This is a genomic window from Xaviernesmea rhizosphaerae, from assembly GCF_001938945.1.
GTDB lineage: Bacteria > Pseudomonadota > Alphaproteobacteria > Rhizobiales > Rhizobiaceae > Xaviernesmea > Xaviernesmea rhizosphaerae.
Genome location: NZ_MKIO01000030.1, coordinates 44,535 through 62,789 on the forward strand (window position 1 = coordinate 44,535; position 18,255 = coordinate 62,789).

At 63.5% G+C, this 18,255-nt stretch carries 18 protein-coding genes; 13 read left to right on the top strand and 5 right to left on the bottom strand.

Features of this window, described 5'->3' with window-relative positions; all coding sequences use genetic code 11:
• Nucleotides 1-62: 62 nt before the first annotated feature.
• Both BJF92_RS12550 and BJF92_RS12555 read right to left on the bottom strand, forming a co-directional pair.
• Nucleotides 63-251: a hypothetical protein gene (locus BJF92_RS12550; RefSeq protein WP_075635089.1), complete on the bottom strand. Its 189-nt coding sequence runs from the start codon at nucleotides 249-251 to the stop codon at nucleotides 63-65.
• A 13-nt stretch (nucleotides 252-264) separates the two neighbouring features.
• A complete protein-coding gene (locus tag BJF92_RS12555; protein WP_075635090.1) occupies nucleotides 265-519 on the bottom strand; it encodes a GlsB/YeaQ/YmgE family stress response membrane protein in 255 nt (84 codons plus the stop codon).
• A 984-nt stretch (nucleotides 520-1,503) separates the two neighbouring features.
• Between BJF92_RS12555 and BJF92_RS12560 the strand changes: the two genes are divergently transcribed.
• The 13 genes from BJF92_RS12560 (at nucleotide 1,504) to visR (ending at nucleotide 14,941) form a co-directional block, all read left to right on the top strand.
• Nucleotides 1,504-3,153 (top strand): globin-coupled sensor protein, encoded by a 1,650-nt coding sequence (locus BJF92_RS12560; protein WP_075635091.1) that lies wholly within the window; start codon nucleotides 1,504-1,506, stop codon nucleotides 3,151-3,153.
• 86 nt (nucleotides 3,154-3,239) lie between these two features.
• Nucleotides 3,240-3,527, top strand: a complete 288-nt coding sequence (locus BJF92_RS12565) for an STAS domain-containing protein (RefSeq protein ID WP_075635092.1) — start codon at nucleotides 3,240-3,242, stop codon at nucleotides 3,525-3,527.
• A gap of 1 nt (nucleotide 3,528) precedes the next feature.
• Nucleotides 3,529-3,894, top strand: coding sequence for a chemotaxis response regulator CheY1 (gene cheY1 / locus BJF92_RS12570; protein ID WP_075635093.1), 366 nt, complete (start codon nucleotides 3,529-3,531; stop codon nucleotides 3,892-3,894).
• A gap of 21 nt (nucleotides 3,895-3,915) precedes the next feature.
• Nucleotides 3,916-6,234, top strand: a complete 2,319-nt coding sequence (locus BJF92_RS12575) for a chemotaxis protein CheA (protein WP_075635094.1) — start codon at nucleotides 3,916-3,918, stop codon at nucleotides 6,232-6,234.
• A 6-nt stretch (nucleotides 6,235-6,240) separates the two neighbouring features.
• Complete coding sequence (locus BJF92_RS12580) at nucleotides 6,241-6,708, top strand: chemotaxis protein CheW (RefSeq protein WP_075635095.1); 468 nt, start codon at nucleotides 6,241-6,243, stop codon at nucleotides 6,706-6,708.
• Nucleotides 6,705-7,616, top strand: coding sequence for a protein-glutamate O-methyltransferase CheR (cheR, locus tag BJF92_RS12585; protein WP_075635096.1), 912 nt, complete (start codon nucleotides 6,705-6,707; stop codon nucleotides 7,614-7,616). The genes BJF92_RS12580 and cheR overlap by 4 nt, the downstream gene beginning before the upstream one ends.
• A complete protein-coding gene (locus BJF92_RS12590) occupies nucleotides 7,613-8,668 on the top strand; it encodes a protein-glutamate methylesterase/protein-glutamine glutaminase (protein ID WP_280938381.1) in 1,056 nt (351 codons plus the stop codon). The genes cheR and BJF92_RS12590 overlap by 4 nt, the downstream gene beginning before the upstream one ends.
• The gene (locus BJF92_RS12595) at nucleotides 8,668-9,057 is read left to right on the top strand and encodes a response regulator (protein WP_075635097.1); all 390 of its coding nucleotides are present in this window, start codon (nucleotides 8,668-8,670) and stop codon (nucleotides 9,055-9,057) included. Before BJF92_RS12590 ends, BJF92_RS12595 begins: the two co-directional genes overlap by 1 nt.
• Nucleotides 9,054-9,608: a chemoreceptor glutamine deamidase CheD gene (cheD, locus tag BJF92_RS12600; protein WP_075635098.1), complete on the top strand. Its 555-nt coding sequence runs from the start codon at nucleotides 9,054-9,056 to the stop codon at nucleotides 9,606-9,608. The genes BJF92_RS12595 and cheD overlap by 4 nt, the downstream gene beginning before the upstream one ends.
• A 168-nt stretch (nucleotides 9,609-9,776) precedes the next feature.
• Nucleotides 9,777-10,169, top strand: coding sequence for a chemotaxis protein CheT (cheT, locus tag BJF92_RS12605; RefSeq protein ID WP_075635099.1), 393 nt, complete (start codon nucleotides 9,777-9,779; stop codon nucleotides 10,167-10,169).
• A 707-nt stretch (nucleotides 10,170-10,876) separates the two neighbouring features.
• Nucleotides 10,877-12,565: a flagellar basal-body MS-ring/collar protein FliF gene (gene fliF / locus BJF92_RS12610; protein ID WP_075635100.1), complete on the top strand. Its 1,689-nt coding sequence runs from the start codon at nucleotides 10,877-10,879 to the stop codon at nucleotides 12,563-12,565.
• A gap of 888 nt (nucleotides 12,566-13,453) precedes the next feature.
• A complete protein-coding gene (visN, locus tag BJF92_RS12615) occupies nucleotides 13,454-14,200 on the top strand; it encodes a transcriptional regulator VisN (protein ID WP_075635101.1) in 747 nt (248 codons plus the stop codon).
• 9 nt (nucleotides 14,201-14,209) lie between these two features.
• Nucleotides 14,210-14,941 (top strand): transcriptional regulator VisR, encoded by a 732-nt coding sequence (gene visR / locus BJF92_RS12620; RefSeq protein WP_139790616.1) that lies wholly within the window; start codon nucleotides 14,210-14,212, stop codon nucleotides 14,939-14,941.
• Nucleotides 14,942-15,393: 452 nt separating this feature from the next.
• Here the strand turns inward: visR and BJF92_RS12625 are convergent, their stop codons facing one another.
• The 3 genes from BJF92_RS12625 to fliG all read right to left on the bottom strand — a co-directional run bounded on the left by BJF92_RS12625 (nucleotide 15,394) and on the right by fliG (nucleotide 18,172).
• Nucleotides 15,394-15,834 (bottom strand): hypothetical protein, encoded by a 441-nt coding sequence (locus BJF92_RS12625; protein WP_075635102.1) that lies wholly within the window; start codon nucleotides 15,832-15,834, stop codon nucleotides 15,394-15,396.
• 6 nt (nucleotides 15,835-15,840) lie between these two features.
• Entirely contained in the window at nucleotides 15,841-16,917 is a 1,077-nt protein-coding gene (gene flhB, locus BJF92_RS12630; protein WP_075635103.1) for a flagellar biosynthesis protein FlhB, read from the bottom strand.
• A 229-nt stretch (nucleotides 16,918-17,146) separates the two neighbouring features.
• Nucleotides 17,147-18,172, bottom strand: a complete 1,026-nt coding sequence (gene fliG, locus BJF92_RS12635) for a flagellar motor switch protein FliG (RefSeq protein WP_075635104.1) — start codon at nucleotides 18,170-18,172, stop codon at nucleotides 17,147-17,149.
• Nucleotides 18,173-18,255 lie beyond the last annotated feature (83 nt).

The window sequence follows — 18,255 nt, forward strand, 5'->3', positions numbered from 1 at the left end:
GATCCTTGCCCGGCCGGCGCGACGATGCGACGATGCGACGATGCAGGCCTCTGAGCCTACAATCAATCGTCGTTGGTCGCATCCAGCTCTTCCGGCCGCTTGCCTTCCTGATGGCTCGGCAGATAGCCATTGGCGGAGAAGTAACGCGTGAGGATCTCCGTCAGGGCGGCCTGGCGGTCGGTCAGCTGCGGATGATCGGCGCGAAAGGCATCGAGCGCCTTTTCGAGATCGGGGCTGAGGCTGTCTGTCATGGCTGGCGTCTCCTCAGGCGCGTTTGAGCACGCGGATCAGCGCCAGCAGGATCACCGCGCCCAGCGTGGCATGGACGATGGCCGCAAGCACGCCGCCACCGAGCCGGAAGCCGAGGCTCGGGAAGAGCAGGCCGGCGATGAAGGCGCCGATGATGCCGACGACGATATTGCCGAGCAGGCCAAAGCCGCCGCCGGCCACGATCAGGCCCGCGAGCCAGCCGGCCACCGCGCCGATCAGCAGAAAGATGAGAATGCTTTCGATACCCATGGATGGTCCCTTTCCATTTCGACTGGAGAGAGACATAGGGCAGGCACAGGCTTTGTTGAGAGGGATCGCCGTCTGGCAGGGCGGGTCTTGAGACCGCCGCCGCGTTCAACCCGCGCGGCGCAGGAAAAGAAAAGGCGGCTGGTGCAATCAAGCATCCAGCCGCCAGCAGTCCGGGTCAGAACACGCTGGTGGGCGTGTTGCGACGTGGCCTTTCCAGGTTGATCAGAAGAGACACGGCCGTAAGCGTCAAAGCCGCTGTGAAAAGCGCGCTGGCTGCCAGAACAATCATTGTTCCCCGTCCCCTCTTTGCAGCATCGTCATGATGCTGCCCACACTCGGCATGTTTTCGTTTGCCCCTGCCGAGGATTAACCGTTTTTTAACCATCTCTGTAGGAAAGAGCAATTGTAACTTCCTATCGATCAGAAATCGGGGTCTGCACCAATGTTGTGCGTCCCTGTCATCTTTACGGGCAAAACACCGCCGGAAGATAGAAAAACCAGGCAAAATCATTCTGATCGACTGTGCAGCCCGCCTGCACGGGACGTGATTTTGACGATGCCGCCGCGAGCGCGCCGCATCGGGGTCGATTTAGGCCCGGCTTATCCACAGGCTTCCTGAAGTGCGCCGCTCCGGCGTTAACGTTCGCGCAACACATTAACCATAAAGATGGGCGACGCGTCGAAATGGAAGTCGACTACGGCCTTCCAGGGGCATGAAGCCAAAGCCGACGCACCGGTAGCAACCCGGTATGACCAGCCGGAAAAGGTGGCGCCAAAGCGGCGAGGCCATTGCCTGTCCTCAGGAAGACAGTGCGTGAGCCCGTTTGCGCAAACGCATCTCACGGCCGGTCTTCCGACGGGCTCCTCTCCGGGTGCCCGTGCGTGAGGCGCCGACACCGATCCGGTTCCAACTCAAAGCAGTGCAGTGACTTGCCGGGCGCATCAGCGCGCCCTGGCCAATGTTTGGCGCGGACGGAAGTGACGGTGGGGCAGCAAATCTCGGCAGAACAGTCTCGAAGAGCGCAAGCGGGCAGCCTGCTTGAGCGCCTGAGATTCGCCGACCTCGACGAGGGCGCCGGCGATGCCGTGCGCGGACATCGTCAGGCGCTGCTTCCTTCGATCGAGATCGGCCTGCGCGACCTTTTCCAGCGGCTGCAGACCCATCCCGAAGCCGCCCGCCATTTTACGAGCGATCGCCAGCTCGACCGGCTCCACGATCTGTGCGCCGCCCATTGGAGTGTCCTGACCGACGCGCGCTTCGACAGCCTCTATGCCGAGCGGGTCAAGGTGCTTTCCGATGCCTGCGGCAAGATGGGGCTCGACCCCCGCTGGCTTCTGTCCGGCCACGGTATCGTTTTGGAACATATGGTCGGCGCCATCGTCGATGAAGCCTGGCCGCGTTCTCTGCTGTCAGGCGGCAAGTCGCGCCGGCAGGAGGTGCTCGATCTCCTGGGCGCGCTGATCCGTCTGGTCTTCGTCGATGCCGAGGTTGCCGTGTCCCTGCGGTTCAATGATCAGCGCCAGCAGCATCATCGCCAGCTCGCCGAGGCGCGCCGCGATGAGGAGGCGGCGGTCGAAGGGCTGTTCGCTCCCCTGGTCGAGGCCCTGCGCGCCGGCCAGCTCTCCGCCCGCCTGCCGGAGGAGGTGCCGGAAGCCTATCAGCCGATGGTGCGCGGCATGAACGAGGCACTCGCTGCCGCCGAAGCGGCCGTCGTCAGCGCCCGCGGCGAAATCGCCGTCATGGCTCCGGCGGCGCAGGCGGTGGAAACGCACAGCCATTCGCTTGCCGGCGCCGCCACGGCCCAGCGCGAGGCCGTCACCGCAGCGCTTGAGGGGCTGGGCGAGACGGGCGAGCGGCTGAAGCGCGTGGCCGACCAGACCCGCCTGGCCGAAAAGGATGCCGGCCTGACCCGCCAGGCGGTCGAGGATACAGGCACGGTCGTCAGCCAGGCGATTTCCGCCATGGCCGATATCGAGCGCTCCGCCGAGAAGATCGGGCAGATCATCGGCGTGATCGACGAGATCGCCTTCCAGACCAATCTTCTGGCGCTCAATGCCGGGATCGAGGCTGCACGGGCCGGCGACAGCGGCCGGGGCTTCGCCGTGGTGGCGCAGGAGGTGCGCGCGCTGGCGCAGCGCTCCGGCGATGCTGCGCGCGAGATCAAGCAGCTCGTGGGCGAAACCAAGGAACAGGTGGCGGCGGGCGTTGCGCGCGTCGCCCGCACGCAGGATGCGATCGGTCAGGTCGTCTCCCGCATCCATGGCATCAGCGATGCCGTGGCCGAGATCTCCGAGGGCACGGCTGGCCGCATGGAGGAACTTGGCGCTGTCAGGGCCAGCCTCGCCGATGCGGCCACCTGCGGTGCCGCCATGCAGCGGGACGGGCAGGAGGCGCAAGCCCAGGCCGCCCAGCTTGGCGAACGCCTTGGCGCGCTGACGGCCATTCTCGCCGGCCTGGAAACAGGAAAGCCTTCCGGCAAGCCCGCTGCGCAGGCCTCGCTTGCCGTCGCGCCCGGATGGCGGCCGCGCCCGGTGCCGCCGGCGGCCAACCGCCCGGCTGAGGACGGCGCGGATGATGACGACGATGTTCTGGCCGTGCCATCCCCGGCGCGGCGCGCGGGATGGGGACGCTGACACATGATGCGGCTCTCCTTCCACGATTTTCCCCTTTCCGCCCCTCGCGCTCCGGCCCGGCGCGCGTTTGTGATGAAGGACGTTTGATGCCCAAGACCAAAGCAACGACATTCCCTCTGGCGCCGGTTCTCGATCTCAATGCCGCGACCGAGCTGCATGAAAAGTTGATGGGGCTGCGTGGCAGCGACATCATCGTCGATGCCTCCAAGGTCGAGCGCGTCGGTGCGCTTTGCCTTCAGGTTCTGATGGCCGGTGCCAAGAGCTGGCAGGCCGACAATTTGTCCTTCGTCGTCTCCCAGGCGTCGGACGCATTTTCCAAAACCACACAGCTCATCGGGGTGAACATGGATCACCTGATGGCAAAGGAGAATTGAGATGAAGAAAAGGGTTCTGACGGTCGATGACTCGCGCACGATCCGAAACATGTTGCTCGTGACGCTCAACAATGCCGGTTTTGAAACCATTCAAGCGGAAGATGGCGTCGAGGGCCTCGAAGTTCTCGAAGACTGCAATCCCGATGTGATCGTCACCGACATCAACATGCCGCGTCTGGACGGCTTCGGCTTCATCGAAGGCGTTCGCCGCAACGACAAGTACCGTGCGATCCCGATCCTGGTTCTGACGACCGAAAGCGACGCGGAAAAGAAGAACCGCGCGCGTCAGGCCGGAGCCACCGGCTGGATCGTCAAGCCTTTCGACCCGACGAAGCTGATCGACGCCATCGAACGCGTCACCGCGTAACAGAGCCAGGACTCCAAGCCCATGGACATGAACGAAATCAAAGAGATTTTCTTCCAGGAATGCGAGGAGCAGCTTGCTGAACTGGAATCGGGTCTCCTACGCCTGAACGATGGCGATCGCGATCCCGAAACGGTCAATGCCGTCTTCCGCGCGGTCCACTCGATCAAGGGCGGCGCCGGCGCGTTCGGCCTCGATGATCTGGTTTCGTTCGCCCATGTGTTCGAGACCACGCTGGACTGTGTGCGCTCCGGCCGGCTGGAGCCGAGCCAGGAAGTGCTCAAGGTCATGCTCAAGTCGGCCGACGTCCTGGCCGACTTGACCAACTGCGCCCGCGACGGCGGCTCGGTCGACGAGGCGCGCAGCAAGCAGCTGATCCGGGAACTGGAAGCGCTGGCGCATGGCCAGGTTCTGGCGCCTGCCGAACCCGCGGCGCCCAAGGCTGCCGCGCCCAAGGCTGCTGCCGCGCCAAAGGCGGCCGCGGCCAAGCCGGCACCGGCGCCCGCGCCGGCTGCACCGGCCGCAGCCAATGATGAAGGCTTCGTCCCCGTCGCCTTCTCCTTCGACGATTTCGGCGACGAAATGCCGGTCAATGCCGTCCTTCCGGCCTATGAGGTGATCTTCAAGCCGAAGAACGACCTCTACCGCAAGGGCAACGAGGCCGCGCTTCTGCTGCGCGATCTCTCGCGCCTCGGCGAAATGAGCATCAACTGCAACATGGACGCCCTGCCGCTCCTGCAGGACATGCAGCCGGAAGATGCCTATTTCACCTGGAAGGTCGTCATCAAGACCGACAAGGGTGAGGATGCGGTGCGCTCCGTGTTCGAATTCGCCGAGTGGGATTGCGATCTGGAGATCACCCAGCTCGACGAGGGCAGCGAGCAGGAAGGCGGCGACGAGCTGCCGATGACGCCCGTGCCCTTCGATCTGTCGGTGCTCTATGACGAGCCCGAGCCGCCGGTCGGCCTGGTCGAGGAAGAGGAGCGGATCGCTGCCAGCGAACGCGAGGCCGCCGCAGCCGCCGCTTCCAATGTGGTCCAGCTGCCGGGCGCCAAGATGAACGACGCGAAGGCTGCGCCTCTGCCGGCCCCGGTCGCCGCCGCTGCGGCTGCCGCCGCCGCGCCGGCTGCGGCCGCCGGGCAGACGATCCGCGTCGATCTCGACCGCGTCGATCGCCTGATCAACCTGGTCGGCGAGCTCGTCATCAACCAGGCCATGCTCTCCCAGAGCGTGATCGAGAACGATACAAACGGCACCTCGTCGATCAATATGGGCCTCGAAGAGCTGCAGCAGCTCACCCGCGAGATCCAGGATTCGGTGATGGCCATCCGCGCCCAGCCGGTCAAGCCGGTGTTCCAGCGCATGGCCCGCACGGTGCGCGAAATCGCCGACATCACCGGCAAGTCGGTTCGACTTGTCACCGAAGGCGAGAACACCGAAGTCGACAAGACCGTCATCGACAAGCTGGCCGAGCCGCTCACCCACATGATCCGCAACGCGGTGGATCACGGCCTGGAAATGCCGGAAAAGCGCGTGGCGCTCGGCAAGAGCCCGGAAGGCACGGTTCGCCTGACGGCCAAGCATCGCTCCGGCCGCATCATCATCGAGCTGGCCGATGACGGCCAGGGCATCAACCGTGAGCGCGTGCGCCAGAAGGCGATCGACAACGACCTGATCGCCGCCGATGCCAACCTCTCGGACGAAGAGATCGACAACCTGATCTTCCACGCCGGCTTCTCCACCGCCGAAAAGGTCTCGGACCTGTCCGGCCGCGGCGTGGGCATGGACGTGGTCAAGCGCTCGATCCAGGCGCTGGGCGGTCGTATCTCCATCCAGTCCAAGCCGGGACAGGGCTCCGTCTTCACCCTCAGCCTGCCGCTGACGCTCGCCGTTCTCGACGGCATGGTGGTGACGGTGGCCAACCAGACGCTGGTGGTGCCGCTGACCGCCATCGTCGAGACGCTGCAGCCGGAAGCCAATTCGATCCACTCCTTCGGCGCCAATCAGCGGCTGATCTCGATCCGCAACTCCTTCTGCCCGCTGGTGGATGTCGGCCGGATCCTCAATTTCCGCTACCAGCAGGCAAATCCGGTAGAGGGTGTGGCGCTTCTGGTGGAATCGGAAGGCGGTGGCCAGAGGGCGCTGATGGTGGATGCCATCCAGGGCCAGCGGCAGGTGGTCATCAAGAGCCTCGAGGCCAACTACACCCATGTGCCCGGCATCGCCGCGGCAACCATCCTGGGAGACGGCCGCGTGGCGCTGATCCTGGACGTGGATGCCGTGGTGGCGGCCTCGCGCGGCCAGCCGCTGCGCCATGAAAACGCCCTGGCTGCTTTCGGGTAAGCACGGATGGCCTATCTCGCACAAAATCTGACGAAAGGCGGACGCGAGCTGATCGCATTCCGCATCGGCGATCAGGAATTCTGCGTGGATATCATGTCCGTCCGCGAGATCCGCGGATGGTCTCCCGCCACGCCGATGCCGCACAGCCCGTCCTACGTGCTGGGCGTCATCAACCTGCGTGGCGTCGTCCTGCCGATCATCGATCTCTCCGCGCGCCTGGGCATGGGCCTCACCAGCCCCAGCGTGCGGCATGTGATCATCGTTGCGCAGATGGGCCAAAAAATACTGGGACTTTTAGTAGAGGCCGTTTCCGATATTTTGACGGTTACGGAGGACAAGATACAGCCTACGCCGGAGGTCGCTTCGGAGTTTGAACGGTCTTTTGCACGCGGTATTCTGGCCATCGAGGGAAGAATGATCTGTTTGATCGAAATGGGTGCCATCTTCGGCGACCGTGAAAGCGAGGCGGCATGACACCGCCCGTCGCGATCGACCTGCGCCACGCTGCCGATGAATGTCTCGCCAATGGTGAGTTCCCGCTGACGCGGCGCGATCTCGCGGATATTTCCGCGATGATCTACGCCGATGCCGGCATCGCGCTCAACGAAAGCAAGGCTTCTCTTGTCTACTCGCGTCTTTCCAAGCATATCCGCAATCTCGGGCTGAAGAGCTTCCGCGATTACTGCGCGCTTGTCTCCTCTCCGGCGGGCGCCGCCGAGCGGCGGGACATGCTGTCCTACCTGACCACCAACTTCACCCGATTCTTTCGCGAGAACCACCATTTCGAGCATCTGCGCGACGAGGTGCTTCCCGGGCTGATCGCGCGGGCGAAATCGGGCGGCCGCGTGCGCATCTGGTCTGCGGCCTGCTCCGACGGCCAGGAACCCTATTCGATCGCGCTGACGCTTCTCTCCGTGATGCCCAACGCGGCCGACTACGATATCCGCATCCTGGCCACCGACATCGATCCGAAGATCCTGGCGATCGCCCGTGTCGGCGCCTATGACGCCAATGCGCTCGAAACCGTCCAGCCGGCCATGCGCAAGCAATGGTTTACCGAAACCAGCATCAACGGCCGCACGAAGTACCAGATCGACGATCGGGTCAAGCGGCTGATCACCTTCAACGAGCTGAACCTGATGTCGCAGTGGCCCTTCAAGGGCAAGTTCGACGTGATCTTCTGCCGCAACGTCGTCATCTATTTCGACGAACCGACGCAGATGCGCATCTGGTCCCGCTTTGCCGGAATGCTGCTTCCGAGCGGCTATCTCTATATCGGCCATTCCGAGCGCGTCTCCGGCGATGCCAAGGCAGTCTTCGACAATATCGGCGTGACCACCTACCGCTTCATCGGCGGCGGCAAGGGAGGGCATGCGTCGTGACCGCCCGCGTCCTCGTCGTCGATGATTCCGCCACGATGCGCAATCTGATCACCGCCGTGCTCAGCGCCGATCCCGGTGTGAGCGTCGTCGGCCAGGCCGCCGATGCCATGCAGGCGCGCGCGGCGATCAAACAGCTCGATCCCGATGTCGTCACGCTCGACATCGAGATGCCCAACATGAACGGGCTGGACTTCCTGGAAAAGATCATGCGGCTGCGGCCCATGCCGGTCATCATGGTCTCGACGCTGACCCATCGCGGCGCCGAGGCGTCGGTGGCCGCGCTGGAGATCGGCGCCTTCGATTGCGTCGGCAAGCCCTCGCCTGGCGATCCGCACCCCTTCGCCGACCTGGCCGAGAAGGTCAAGGCGGCGGCGCGCTCGCCGCGCAAGCAGATGATCAGCGCCAACCGGGCGGCCGTGCCAAGCCCGGCCAACGCCAATCATGCCGCAACCGACTACCGCAGCGGCCGTCGCATCATCGCCATCGGCTCGTCCACGGGCGGGGTCGAGGCGCTGATCGCGGTCCTGCAGAAATTCCCGGCCAATTGCCCGCCGACCGTCATCACCCAGCACATGCCGCACACCTTCACCAAGAGCTTCGCAGAGCGGCTGAACCGCCTCTGCGCGCCCACGGTGGAGGAGGCGACAGATGGAGCGCGGCTGGACGTTGGCCGGGTCTATCTCGCTCCTGGCGGCGAGCGTCATCTGACGATCGTCAATCCCTCGGCGCCCTGCTGTCGGCTGATCGACAAGGAGCCGGTGAACGGCCATCGCCCTTCGGTGGATGTGCTGTTCGATTCCGTCGCCGATCTCGCCGGTCGCAATGGCATCGGGATCATCCTGACCGGAATGGGGCGCGATGGAGCATCCGGTCTGCTCAAGATGCGGCGCGCAGGCGCGCGCACCTTCGGGCAGAACGAAAAAACTTGCGTGGTCTATGGAATGCCGCGTGTGGCCTATGAGCTGGGCGCTGTCGAATTTCAACTGCCTCTTAACGCAATTGGGGAAGAAGTTCTGAAGCGGGCCGCCGCTCGAAGAGAAGGAATGGAATAATGTCGATCGCCGAAAAAATCAAAGTTCTCATCGTTGACGACCAGGTCACAAGCCGCCTGCTTCTGGGTGATGCCCTCCAGCAGCTCGGCTTCAAGCAGATCACGGTCGCCGGCGATGGTGAGCAGGGCATGAAGATCATGGCCCAGCAACCGCACCACCTGGTCATCTCGGACTTCAACATGCCGAAGATGGACGGGCTGGAGCTGCTGCACGCCGTGCGCAACAACCCCGCAACCAAGAAGGCCGCTTTCATCATGCTTACGGCGCAGGGCGACCGGACGCTGGTGACCAAGGCCGCCGCGCTGGGCGCCAACAACGTGCTGGCCAAGCCCTTCACCATGGAAAAGATGAAAGCCGCCATCGAAGCGGTATTCGGAGCACTCAAATGATGCAGGACGCCGCGACCAAGCGCGTGCATGTCATTCAGGGCGAGTTCAAGGTCGTCACGGACCCCAACGTGGTGCTCTCGACGATCCTGGGTTCCTGTGTGGCCGCCTGCATGCGCGATCCGGTCGCGGGTGTGGGAGGCATGAACCACTTTCTGCTGCCCGGATCTGCCGAGGCGCTTGCCTCCGGGGGCGACGCCACGCGCTATGGCGTCCATCTGATGGAGCTCCTGATCAACGGGCTTCTCAAGAAGGGCGCCCGGCGTGACCGCTTGGAGGCCAAGATCTTCGGCGGCGCCAAGACGATCGCGCGCTTCTCCAATGTCGGCGAGCAGAATGCCCGCTTCGCCCGTCAGTTCCTGATGGACGAAGGCATCCGCATCGTCGGTGAGAGCACGGGCGGCGATCAGGGACGCAAGCTGGAATACTGGCCCCTGTCGGGCCGGGCCCGCCAGCACCAGTTGACCGGCGTCGAAGCCCAGCGCACGGTAGCCCTGGAACAGCGCCCGGCGCCCGCGCCGAAGCCTGTCGACAACAGCATCGAATTCTTCTGAGACCGTCGGCCTGCCCGAAGCGGCGGCCGCTGCGGGCGGCCATGCCCGCGAGACTGACGCCGAACCGCCAGCCGGTCTTGCGCGAAACATGGATGGAGCTGCAGCCAGCGGGACATGCTGCGACGCGCTCAGGGATGAAACCCCGTTTAGGACGGAGAGGGGAAGACGATGAGCATACAGGCAAGCAAGGCCTTCGAGGCCTGCGAAGATTCCCTGCCCGATGTCCTGATGCGCATCGTCAGCGAACTGCATGACGTGGCCTATCTGATCGAGCGGATCGAGCCCATGCTGGCGCATGCCCATGAAGAGGCGATCCTGGCGGCTGCCGACCGGATGAAGGTGCTGCAGGGCATCGATCTGGCGGTGCAAAAGACCCGCGGGATCGCGGAGTTCATCGATACGATGACCGCCGGCATCCCCAAGAGCCAGCTCGTGGACATCACCACCGCGCTGAACCTGATGACGCTGGCCGACATGAAGGCCGCGCTGAGCCGGGGACAGGTCCGCCATGGGCATTCCCAGCCACTGACGAACGCCGCCGGCGACATGGAATTCTTCTGATGGCCGCCTGAGCCTGCGCGCCCGCCATGCGGGCGCCTCCAGGCTCCGCCGATCGCGCCTGGCTGACAGAGCCGCGTCGACGAGACCCGCTGGCGCCTTGGGCATCGGCTTGCGCGCAGGCATCGCACGCCGATCGGCCGGCAACAGGAGCGCGCGGGGCCGGGACAGAGATCGGTCCTTTGTGCTCCCCTTAGCTTTTGCCGCTGAAGCCTGCGAAGAGCGCTCCCTTCCTTCCGATCAAACCTTCACGAACATCCCCCGCACGACACCTCTTTTGCCGGGGCGGATGCGCCCGCCCAGGGCGATCAGGCGGCCGTCGTGGAATTCTACCGGGCTCCGCTTGATCGCCCTTGACCCTGCCCGTGGCTAGGGATCTGGCCTGCACGCTCCCTGGCGCTGCCTGAAGGCTGAAGGGGGAGGGCGAGCCGCGCGGGCGAGCGCCGCGCCTGGCGATGCGGGCGGGGCAGAGGCGCACGCAGACCCCGAGGCTGCCCGCTTGGCGCCGGTCGCGGCCTGCCAAAAGACAAGTTCGCACAAGCTTCGCTTCCTAGTGTCCCCACAGGTCCGGTGGATTCCGACGCATGCCCGCTATGGCGGGTGATTCGGGGGGATGCGGATATCGGCCTGATGTTTGGACTGCGCAATGAGACTTGGCCCCGCGCGATGATGCGAGGGACGGGTCAGCGCTTTCAGGGTGCGGAAACAGAATGAATCTGTTGGAACAACTCTCTTCGGTCACGAAGACTCTCGCGAACCTAGGGCAAGGTAAGATCGTCGCGCTGATCTCCGCGGGCGTGATCGCTGTCGGATTGGTCCTTGCCGCCGGTCTTTACGTCAACAAGCCAGCCTATGAGACACTGTATGTCGGTCTCGAGACGGGCGACCTCAACCAGATCAGCGTTGCGCTGGCCGAGGCCAATATCGAATTCGAGGTTGGCACGGACGGAACGAGCCTCAAGGTTCCCGTCGGCATGGTCGGCAAGGCGCGCCTGTTCCTGGCCGAACGCGGCCTGCCGAACAGCAACAATGCCGGCTATGAGCTGTTCGACAAGGTCGGATCGCTTGGCCTGACCTCCTTCATGCAGGAGGTGACGCGGGTCCGGGCTCTGGAAGGTGAGATCGCCCGCACCATCCAGCAGATCGCCGGCGTCTCCGCAGCCCGCGTCCACATCGTCATGGCCGACCGCGGCTCCTTCCGCAAGGCGGAGCAGAAACCGACAGCCTCGGTGATGATCCGGGCCAGCGCCACGGTGGGCCGCAACGCCGCCGCCTCCATCCGACACCTGGTTTCCTCGTCCGTCCCCGGCCTGTCGGTGGACGACGTCACCATTCTGGACTCCGCCGGCCAGCTGCTCGCCTCCGGTGACGATCCGGGCAACAGCGCACTCAACCAGTCGCTCGGCATTGTCCAGAACGTGCAGAACGAGATCGAGCGCAATATCGAAAAGGCGCTGTCACCGCTGCTCGGCATGGAGAACTTCCGCGCCAGCGTCGCCGCCTCGCTCAACACCGACGCCCAGCAGATCCACGAGACGATGTTCGATCCGGAATCGCGCGTCGAGCGCTCTACCCGGATCACCAAGGAGCAGAGCAACTCCAAGCAGCAGCAGGCCGACAATGCCGCAACGGTCGAGCAGAACGTGCCGCAGGCTGCCCCCAAGGGCGGCGCCGGCGGCCAGTCAAGCGACCAGGCGGAGAAGAAGGAAGAGCAGACCAACTACGAAATCAATTCCAAGACCGTCGCCACCACCCGGGGCAGCTACCGCGTCGAAAAACTCTCCGTCGCGGTCGTCCTGAACAAGGCGCGCATCGCCAGCGTGCTCGGCGAAAATGCCGACCAGGCCAAGATCGACGCCTATACGACGGAAATGCAGAAGATCGTCGCGTCGGCCGCCGGTCTGGACACGGCCCGAGGCGATGTGATCACCATCACCGCCCTGGACTTCGTCGACAACCAGCTGCTGACCGATCCGGTCGCCGGCCCGACGATCATGGAAACGCTCACGCGCAACCTCGGTGGCATCATCAATGCCGGCTCCTTCATCCTGGTCGCTGTCCTGGTCATCTGGATGGGCCTGCGTCCTCTCGCCCGCTCCGTCAATGGCGGCGCAGCGCAGGGCGAGGCCGGCGAAGGCGAGGCCGCAGGGCTCGAACTGCCCGACTTCTCGCCCGCCGTGGGCGGCGCCCCTGCCGGCGGCGCCCTGATGGACGGCTTCGGCTCGGACTTCGGCTTCGACAGCACGGACGACCTCCTGAGCCTCGGCTCCAACAGCGAGGAAGACTTCAACCGCCGCGTCAAGGAAGGCCCCGAGCGGCGCCTGGCCCGGATGGTCGAAATCAGCGAGGAGCGCGCCGCCAAGATCCTGCGCAAATGGGTTACCGAAAAGGCCGCTTGACGCATCTCGACAAAGCCGGGAACCGGATCCAGGAAAATCCGGCCTCCGGGGAACAGGACCAAAAAATGCCAGAAGGCCGGATGCCCCCGCATTCGGCCTTTTTCGTTTGGATCTTCCTGGTTGCGCTCTGAAGGGCCAGGTGCGGCCAGCGCCTGCGAGATTGTTTCGCTAGCGCAACAGTTTTGCAGTGCGAGATTTTTCTTGAACGATTCCACCCGAAAGATTCGTTGGCCGGTCCTGCTCGGCCTGGGAGTCGCGCCGGAGTCAAAGCGTTAACAATTGGTAAAAATTCCGTTGTGGAGAAGCGTGATTGCTTCGATTCGGCCGCAATTCATGGGATGCCGCACGTTGGTTCCTTCGATGTTCCCCTCGTCGGCGAACGTATAAATAAGAATATATTGGCAGTTATTCGTAGGTCTATATTTGGATAGCCTTGTCAGCCTGGTCATTAGACATGATGCAATTTCGCCACATGGTGAAATTTAAGCTCAGATCGCGTCATGCGCTGCAGCTGACAGAATTACGAAAAGCGCCTGTTTTTTTAATTGTGGGAGCCAGCAAAACGCAGCCTGAGCGGGCAGGAGGCGTGCGCTTCCGGCGGTTCCAGAGAATTTATAAGGCAATAACAGCTGGTTAACGAGAGGATTGCAAGGCCGCTATAAACGCGCTATTTCGCCGGCCTCCTTGCAGACCGAATCGGACCATAGCGTTAAGGAAAAGTAAATCCCAATATCGAATCAGTAGTTTTTTCCGGCAGGTGCGATACCTTATCTAGTGTGATTCGCGAGAATGTTCGCAAAGCCGGGGATGGCGGAATGACCCCGGCGCGGGCCTTTTTAGGCCTGAAATGCGGACGGCTCGGGAATGTCTTCACGGGGACAAAGCGACATGACCATAACTGAGACTGAGATCGCGGCCAGGCCCTTGCCTGCCGTGCAGGGCCGATTCGTCGGTACTTCCAGCAGCAATGCCCGGCGGCAGATGGTCGCCCGGCTGATCGATCATGCCGAGCGCGGCCATCTGGCCAAGGCGCTTACCCTTCTCACCCAGCATGTCGGCGCAAGCCACTATCTGCTGGCGCGCTGCGACCGGGCCAAGAATGGCGGCGTGGATTTTGCCATCTGCTCGGACTGGCCCTTCGACCTGGTCCGGCGCATCGGCCGGGTGATGGCCGACAGCCACGCCAAGAGCAACGAGCTGGAAAAGTGCCTCACGGTGCTGCAGCCGGCCTTCATGATGCTGCCCGACGAGGCTGTTCTGCCGCGCGGTGTCAGCCGGCAATATTGCCAGATTGCCTTTGCTGTTGGACGGGTGCGGCTCTCCCTGCTGCTGTTGTTCCCGCAGGATGTCATCCTGTCGCGCGAAAGCCTGCGCGAGGTCGCGCTTCTCACAGGCTATTTCGCCTGTGCCGCGCCGGAAGCGCATGTCGAGCCCGACCGCGAATGCGATCTGACCGAGCGCGAACTGGAATGCGTCTTCTGGATTGCCGAAGGCAAGACCAGCGACGAGATCGCCGTGATCCTCGGGATCTCGCGCAATACCATCAACAATTACATCACGAGCGTGATGCGAAAGACCGCGACCAAGACGCGGTCCGAGGCCATCGCCTATTCCGTCCGAAACAATCTCGTCTAGGAGGACGGCATGGCTGGCAATCCGCCCGGCATGATGCCGGGCCCGGAGTGCGGTAAACGAACCGCGCGTATCTCCTCCCTCGTTGCACGTCTTCAACAGCTCCAGCGGGCGCTGGGCGGGCGCAATTTCGCCGTCCTGCGCCTCAGCGGGGCCAGCCTGCCGGGCGCGCGCAAGCTGACCTGCGTGCTCGACAATTGGGGCGTGCATTCCGAGGCCATGGCGCATAACCTCCTCAGCGCATATGGCGATGCGCTGGTGAACCACCTGGAAAGCTCCATCCTGCCGCTCGTCTGGAACGGCACTGCGCCGGACCAGATCGCCGATGTCAGCGGCTTCGAGGCTTTCACGCGGCGGCTGATCGCCGGCGCGCTGACCCAGGCCGGCGTTGCCTTTCCCGTGCGCCTGGGCGCGCAGGGCAATGGCTATGTCGCCGTGATCGGTGGCGAACTGGACCTGACGCCCGAGGCGATCATCGATCTGCATGGCCAGGCCTGCCAGATCCTGACGGACCTGCTGGCGGCGGACGAGCGACGCATGCTGCCGGCCGAAGCCTTGAGCGAGCGGGAGATCGACTGCCTGCAGATGGCTGGAAACGGCCATATCAGCGAAGATATCGCCGAGAAGATGGGCCTCTCCGTCCATACGGTGAATGCCTATCTCGGCGCGGCCACCACCAAGCTGGACTCGGTCAACCGCATCCAGGCGATCGCCAAGGCGATCCGGCTCGGCTACATCCGCTAGGGCATCGCACTGAAAACCATACGCAGTCTGATGCTCTAGCATTCTGTTTTTGCGTCAGATTTTTTCGAGAACCGGTTCCCGCTTTTCTGTCCGACGCTCTGTCACGCTGCCGTCATGCTCCCCGGTTTCATCCAGGCCACGGTCTCATCCAACGCTGCTGCACAGCCGGCCGCTGCCCTGGCGGCCGGGGCGGACCGGCGCGAGGGCGGACAAGTCGGGCCGCATCCGGCCACGGGGACGGCCGCCGGATGCATCAGGCGCAAGCAGGGGGATGTCCGAAGAGGTCTGGACGGGTGGCTGAGCGACACGGGATGTCAGCGTGACCCATGACCCGCGCAGGGTCTTTCTGATCGGCGTGACCGATCCTCTTCATCTGGACCGAATGGTGCTCTCATACCAGGTGTCGATGATAGGGACCTACAGGCTCCTATCATCGACACCTGGTATAGGGTTCAGCAGGCGATGGCGGTGGGAAGGCTGCGCGAAAACTTCGCCGCTTCAAGGCTTCTTGCCAGGAAGGCGGTGTTTTCGTTGGGATCTTCCGCGGGGCGGTTGAAGGCGATATGGCTGATTTCTAGGCCTGCCTTGTCCTTGCCGAGCTGGAGCTGGGCATAGACCGTGACGCCATCAGGCTTCAGCTCGAGATCGAGAACGATTTCGGGTGCCTGACCCCAGTCCAGGCGATAATTGCCGCCAATGCCGAAATTGACCGTGCCGGGAAGAAAATAAAGCTCCGCTGCCGAGGAAACGAGATCAGCGATGCTGGCATGCGATTCAAATCGCAGCAGCGCAATGAAGTCGGCGGCATCGATCAGTCTCAGTTCGGTTGCCACAGGGCGAATCGCATCTGCGACGATCTTCTCGCGTTCTTCGGAATAGGAGCATCTTTTCATCGGATATCAGCTGGTCCGTTTTTGTTTTGCTGCATAAACGCGGTGAATAAGCTCAGCGACAGCCTTGTAAAACACCGGTGGAATCACACTATCCACCGAGACTTGCGCAAACATTGAGCGCGCCAGGGGCGGATCCTCGAAGACGGGGATGCCTTTTTCCTCCGCGATCTCGCGAATCTTGAGCGCCACCAGGTCCTGCCCCTTGGCAATGACGACGGGCGCATCGCCTTCCTCGCGCACATAGCGCAGCGCGACGGCGAAATGAGTGGGGTTGGCGACCACAAGCGTGGCCCGCGGCACCGCGGTGATCATGCGCCGGCGGGCCCGGTCGCGGGCGATCGAGCGCAGGCGGGCCCGCACGATCGGGTCACCCTGCGATTGCTTGAACTCCTCCTTGACCTCTTCCTTCGTCATCCTGAGCTCGGAGAGCCAGTGATGCCGGGTCCAGAAGAAATCGGCGATCGCGATCACGCCGCTGCACAGCAGAACCACGACCATGATCTGGTTGAGGTCGTTGGAAATCCGGGTGAAGATCGTCACCGGATCCGAAAACATCGCATCCAGCGAACCGTAGAAATCATCGCGCAGGGTGAAGGCGATGATGGTCGAGATCACCGCGATCTTGACGAAGCCCTTGGCGAATTCCACCATTCCGGGCATGCCATAGATCCGCTTGAAGCCGGCGACCGGCGAGATGCGCTCGGCCTTGGGCGCGATCCGGTCCAGCACCAGCCGCGGCAGGTTCTGCAGGACGGACGAGGCCACGCCGAAGCTGACCAGCAGAAGGATGATCGGCACCACGAGCCCGGCGGAGCGATTGAACAGAAACAGGATCAGCGTGGTGACGTCGGTGGCGTTTTCCAGCCGCCAGGCTTCTGGCTGCTCGAAAATATCCTTGAGCGCCTCGGCGAAATCGGTGAATCCGCGCGGCAGGAAGAAGACCACGAAGACATAGGTGGCCGCGACCGAGGCGAACATGGTGATCTCGCGCGAGAAGGGGATGTTGCCCTTGTCGATGGCGTCGCTCACCCGTTTTTCCGACGGCGCCTCTGTTTTGCTTTCCTTGTCGCTATCCTCGGACATGCCGCCTCTCCGTGGTCATGCCGGCAGCCGGGGCCGTTTTTCTTGCCCTTGTCGTTCCCTGCCGCCACCTCGTCTCCCTTCTTGCGGCGGCCTGCGCGGTCATGCAAGGGCGTGTGCGCCGAAATGCGGGGAGAGGGCCGCTGATTTCGCCGCGCAAACGCCGATCGCCGCGCAAGGTTCCCTGCGCGGCGATCGGATATGACGGGGGATGGAAAACGGTCGCGCCGGTTCAGGCGGCCGTCTTTTCCTTCAGTTCGATCATGCCGGCCGCCGCCAGACGGATGGCTTCCTGGGTGATGGAGCGGCGGGCGATCGCGATGTCGCGCGGGTTGATGCCCTGTTCGCCGCTGCCGAGATCGGATTCGATCATGCGGCGCTGGCGTGCACCGAGCGCGGAGAGCACGCATTCGCGCAGATCGCCGGCCGCACCGCGCAGCGCCATGGTGATGATGTCGCCCGAGACGTCGTTGAAGAGCTGGACGCGGCTGCGCTGCGGCATGAGCATGATGTCGTCGAAGAGGAAGATCTTCGGACGGATCTTGCTCGCCGATTCCTGGCTGAGCGATTCGAGCGCGCCGAGCAGCGAGTCGACCTGGGTCTTTTCGAGCTGGTTGATGAGGTCGGCGGCCTTGACCGAGCCGGTGGAGTTGCGCTCCTCGTCGACGGCCTGGACCATTTCGATCACGCGCTGCTCGATGATCTGCGCCGCCTTGGGGCTGACGTTCTTCATCGTCACCGTGCGGTTCATGATGTCGGCGCGCTGGCTTTCGGGCAGCTCGAGCAGCACCTTGGCGCTGAAGCCCGAGGGCATCATCGACAGGACATAGGCAATGGTCTGCGGATGTTCCTTGGCGATGTAGCGCGAGACGAAGACCGGGTCGCTGTCCTGCAGGCGGTCCCAGATATTCTGTTCATAGGCCTGGAAGGCGGCACGGCGGCCGAGCAGACCATCGACCTCGTCGGGCGGCAGGCCTTCCTCGAGAATGGCCTCGATGGCCTTGGCGTTGTCCATCAGGCCGGCGCCCTCGGTAAAGAGGTCCTCGAACTCGCTGACGAGCTGGTCGAGTTCGTGTGGCGGGATGCTGCGCAGGGACTGTGCGGCGGCGATGATGCCCTGAAGTTCGCTCTGGGTGAAGAACTTCAAGAGCTTGCCGGCGACGCCCTTGCCCATGGCAAGCAGAACTGCGGCGGCCTTGTCCGTCTGGCTGAGGGGCCGCGTGGGTGCCGAAGACTCGAAATTGTCGAAATCCATCATGGATCCTTTCGTCTGCGCCCTGGCGCCGAACCGGCGGAGAAACCTGTCGAAGGTTCCCGCCTGCCGTTACACGTGTACAGTCT

Bases quoted from the DNA above. Each gene is read 5' to 3' on its own strand.
- BJF92_RS12550 (WP_075635089.1), bottom strand. From the start codon at position 251: ATGACAGACAGCCTCAGCCCCGATCTCGAAAAGGCGCTCGATGCCTTT.
- BJF92_RS12555 (WP_075635090.1), bottom strand. From the start codon at position 519: ATGGGTATCGAAAGCATTCTCATCTTTCTGCTGATCGGCGCGGTGGCC.
- BJF92_RS12565 (WP_075635092.1), top strand. From the start codon at position 3,240: ATGCCCAAGACCAAAGCAACGACATTCCCTCTGGCGCCGGTTCTCGAT.
- cheY1 (WP_075635093.1), top strand. From the start codon at position 3,529: ATGAAGAAAAGGGTTCTGACGGTCGATGACTCGCGCACGATCCGAAAC.
- BJF92_RS12575 (WP_075635094.1), top strand. From the start codon at position 3,916: ATGGACATGAACGAAATCAAAGAGATTTTCTTCCAGGAATGCGAGGAG.
- BJF92_RS12580 (WP_075635095.1), top strand. From the start codon at position 6,241: ATGGCCTATCTCGCACAAAATCTGACGAAAGGCGGACGCGAGCTGATC.
- cheR (WP_075635096.1), top strand. From the start codon at position 6,705: ATGACACCGCCCGTCGCGATCGACCTGCGCCACGCTGCCGATGAATGT.
- BJF92_RS12595 (WP_075635097.1), top strand. From the start codon at position 8,668: ATGTCGATCGCCGAAAAAATCAAAGTTCTCATCGTTGACGACCAGGTC.
- cheD (WP_075635098.1), top strand. From the start codon at position 9,054: ATGATGCAGGACGCCGCGACCAAGCGCGTGCATGTCATTCAGGGCGAG.
- cheT (WP_075635099.1), top strand. From the start codon at position 9,777: ATGAGCATACAGGCAAGCAAGGCCTTCGAGGCCTGCGAAGATTCCCTG.
- fliF (WP_075635100.1), top strand. From the start codon at position 10,877: ATGAATCTGTTGGAACAACTCTCTTCGGTCACGAAGACTCTCGCGAAC.
- visN (WP_075635101.1), top strand. From the start codon at position 13,454: ATGACCATAACTGAGACTGAGATCGCGGCCAGGCCCTTGCCTGCCGTG.
- visR (WP_139790616.1), top strand. From the start codon at position 14,210: ATGGCTGGCAATCCGCCCGGCATGATGCCGGGCCCGGAGTGCGGTAAA.
- BJF92_RS12625 (WP_075635102.1), bottom strand. From the start codon at position 15,834: ATGAAAAGATGCTCCTATTCCGAAGAACGCGAGAAGATCGTCGCAGAT.
- flhB (WP_075635103.1), bottom strand. From the start codon at position 16,917: ATGTCCGAGGATAGCGACAAGGAAAGCAAAACAGAGGCGCCGTCGGAA.
- fliG (WP_075635104.1), bottom strand. From the start codon at position 18,172: ATGATGGATTTCGACAATTTCGAGTCTTCGGCACCCACGCGGCCCCTC.